Origin of the sequence: Cellulomonas bogoriensis 69B4 = DSM 16987, assembly GCF_000767165.1 — a bacterium.
GTDB classification, from domain to species: Bacteria; Actinomycetota; Actinomycetes; order Actinomycetales; family Cellulomonadaceae; genus Actinotalea; species Actinotalea bogoriensis.
Genome location: NZ_AXCZ01000229.1, coordinates 1 through 3,281 on the forward strand (window position 1 = coordinate 1; position 3,281 = coordinate 3,281).

General features: G+C 74.1%; 5 protein-coding genes. All 5 read right to left on the bottom strand.

Going from position 1 to position 3,281, the window contains the following annotated elements; all coding sequences use genetic code 11:
- Nucleotides 1-301: FUSC family protein (locus tag N869_RS13780; RefSeq protein ID WP_035062516.1), on the bottom strand; the 301-nt coding region annotated here is incomplete at its 3' end.
- A 5-nt stretch (nt 302-306) separates the two neighbouring features.
- A complete protein-coding gene (locus tag N869_RS13785; protein ID WP_035062518.1) occupies nt 307-690 on the bottom strand; it encodes a sensory rhodopsin transducer in 384 nt (127 codons plus the stop codon).
- Nucleotides 687-1,937, bottom strand: coding sequence for a D-arabinono-1,4-lactone oxidase (locus N869_RS13790; protein ID WP_035062519.1), 1,251 nt, complete (start codon nt 1,935-1,937; stop codon nt 687-689). The genes N869_RS13785 and N869_RS13790 overlap by 4 nt, the downstream gene beginning before the upstream one ends.
- A 77-nt stretch (nt 1,938-2,014) precedes the next feature.
- Entirely contained in the window at nt 2,015-2,689 is a 675-nt protein-coding gene (locus N869_RS13795; protein ID WP_052105585.1) for a response regulator transcription factor, read from the bottom strand.
- Nucleotides 2,686-3,281, bottom strand: a 596-nt coding sequence (locus N869_RS13800) for a sensor histidine kinase (RefSeq protein ID WP_035062524.1), incomplete at its 5' end; no start/stop codon positions are given. The genes N869_RS13795 and N869_RS13800, both read right to left, overlap by 4 nt.

Sequence of the window (3,281 nt, forward strand, 5' to 3'; positions counted from 1 at the left end):
GCAGCACCGCCAGGGCCAGCTGCCACGGCCCGGCGCCCGTCCACCGCAGCAGCAGGTCGGCCGCGACCAGCCCCACGACCACCCCGACGGCGATCTCCACCGCCCGGCGCACCCGTTGCCCCGCGGTGATGCTGACGCACACGACGGCGGCGATCGGGGCGAAGAACGCGTTCTCGGGCCCGAACGCCCAGCCGGCCAGGGCGTAGGCCACACCGGCCGACGCCGAGGCGAGCAGCAGGCTCGGTCCGTGCAGGCGCACCCGGTGCGCCGCAGCCTGCACGAACGCCCACGCCGCGCCCACCGCGGTCAACCCAGGACGGGGGTCCCGGCGGCCACGGCCGTGGCGAGCTGCCCGTCGCGGGTGTCCAGGCGCGTCAGCTGGGCGACCACCGGCTCCTCGGAGCGCACCACCAGGCCGTAGGGGACCCCGAGCGGCACCGGGTACGGGTCGATGAGGTCGTTGACGCGTACGTGGCGCACCCGCTGGCCCGGCACGCTCAGCCGGTGCGGGCCCACCGGGTCACGGTCCTCGAACAGCACGGTGACCTGGACCTCGGTCGTGACCGGCCCGGTGTTGGCCAGGCACAGCTCGTCCCGGCTGGTCATCTCCGGTTCGGGGCCGGTGGACCGTGGCGGGATGTTCCCTCCGGAGAACACCCAGGTGCGGTGCCCGAGCGCGGTGTCGCTCATCGTGCCTCCTCGGTGCGGGGGTCCGGGACGCCCAGGACCGCCGACAGGTGCTCGTTGAGGAGCACCCCCTCGGGGTCCAGGGCCTGGCGGGCGGTCTGGAAGTCGTCCCAGCGGGGCAGGCGCGGGGCCAGGTCGGCTGCGGTCATGGTGTGCTTCTTGCCCCAGTGGGGTCGTCCCCCGTACTCCTGGAGCAGGGGCTCCATGTCACCGAAGTACTCCTCGTAGGGGAGTCCGGCGTTGTGCAGCAGCGCGATGGTGAGGGTCGGCCGTCCGTAGCAGTTGCTGATGAGGGCCTCGTCGGCGGCGACGGTCCGTACCAGCACCCGCCAGGCGACGTCCTGCCGGTGCCGCTCCTTGATGCGGGCCCGCACCTCGGCGAAGCACTCCAGGCCCGCCTCGTAGGGGAGCATGTACTCCATCTCGTCGAAGCGCAGGTCCCGGTTGTTGGGGATGATCTCGTGGCTGGGACCCAGGTCCTCGTCGTGGATCTGCCGGCCCGGGGGGACGATGTCGGGTTCGACGTGCGGGTCGTCCAGGGTGCGCACCTGGGCGATGTCGCTGCGCGGGTACCAGTACATGTCGAAGGACCGGTTGGTGCGCGCAAGGGCGTCGAAGTGCTCCACCGCCCAGTCCACGTGCGTGCACCAGTCCCGGCGGTGGACGTCGAACGAGGGGACCAGCTGCAGGGTCAGGGACGTCAGCACCCCCAGGGCGCCCAGGTTCACCCGCAGCGCCCGGACGACGTCGTCGTCGTCCAGCGGCAGGCCGGCGGGGTGGGGCCGACCGTGGACGTCCTCACCGAACCGCAGGACGTCCCCGGTGCCGGTGACCAGCTCGCCCCCGACGAGCATCTGGGACAGGTTCGGCAGCTCCAGGCCCGAGCCGTGGGTGCCGGTGGCGATGGCCCCGGCGATCGCCTGCATGTCGACGTCCCCGAGGTTCTCCATGGCCATGCCGACGCCGTGGAACGCCGTGCCCGCCTCGCTCAGCCGGGTGCCGGGCAGCACCTCCGCCCTGAGGGTGTCGGGGTCGTGCGTGACCATCCCGGCCATCGCGTCGGCCGACAGCAGGACGTCGTCGGTGCGCACCAGCGGTGTGGAGGAGTGCCCCTGACCCACGGGCCTGACCCGCCGACCGTCCGCCCGCGCGCTGCGCACCACCTGGGCGACCTCCTCGGTGGTGGTGGGTGCGGCCACCTGCCCGGGGGTGAACCTGAGGCTGCCGGACCAGTTCACGAACGTCGCCATGCTCGCTCCGGGGGACGGGGACACGTGCGTCCACCGTCACACGTCCGGCCGCTGCCCGCACCCGGTCACCCGCCCGGTCACGGGGCCCGGGGACCCACCAGACCGGTCTCGTACGCCAGTACGACCGCCTGCACCCGGTCGCGGGCCGCCAGCTTGGCCAGGATCCGGCCGACATGCGTCTTGACCGTCGCCTCCGAGAGCTGCAGGCGGGAGGCGATCTCGCCGTTGGACGCGCCCTCCGCCACGTGCACCAGCACCTCGCGCTCGCGGGGTGTCAGGGACGCCAGGCGGGGGTCCTGGTCGTCGGCGGGTGGTGCCGCGGGGCGGGGCAGCGCCCCGGCGAACATCTCCAGCATCCGGCGGGTGACCCGCGGGGAGACCACCGCGTCACCGGAGGCCACGGCGCGCACCGCGGCGACGAGCTCGGTGGGGCGGGCGTCCTTGAGCATGAACCCGCTGGCCCCGGCGCGCAGTGCCGCGAACGCGTACTCGTCCAGGTCGAACGTCGTGAGGATCAGCACCCGCGTGCCGGGGTGGGCCGCGGTGATCTGCCGGGTGGCGTCGATCCCGTTGGTGCCGGGCATGCGGACGTCCATGAGCACCACGTCCGGTGCCAGTGCGCGTACCTGGTCCACGGCGGTGCCACCGTCGCCGGCCTCACCGACGACCTCCAGGTCGTCCTCGGCCTCCAGGACCAGCCGGAAGCCCATGCGCATCAGGGCCTGGTCGTCGACGAGCAGCACCCGGATCATGCCTGGTCCCCTTCCCACGGGAGCGTCACCCGCACCCTCCACCCGGGCCCGTGCGGTCCGGCGTCCACGTCGCCGCCGTACACCGAGGCCCGTTCGCGCATGCCCACCAGGCCACGGCCGCTGCCGGGGCGTGTCACGCCACCGGGTCCGGGCCCCCGGTCGACGACCTCCACCGCGACCACGCCCGGGGTCCGGCGTACCTCGACCGTCGCCCCCGGGGTGCCCGGGGCGTGACGCAGGACGTTGGTGAGCGCCTCCTGGACGACGCGGTGGACGGTGAGCTCCAGCGCGGCGTCCGTGGGCAGCGAGTCCAGGCCCGTGGTCGTGACCGGGACCCCGGCGGCCCGCACCCGGTCGACCAGCTCGCCGATGTCCGGGCACCCCGGTTGCGGGCCCAGGGGTGCCCCGTCCCCGTCGAGCATCCCCAGGACCCGCCTCATGTCGGCCAGCGCCGTGCGGCCGGTCTCGGAGAGCTCACCGAGCGCCGCCCTGGACCTGTCGGGCGCGCGGTCCAGGGCGGCGGCGGCGCCGTCGGCGAGGGCGACCATCACCGAGACGCTGTGGGCGACGACGTCGTGCATCTCCCGTGCGA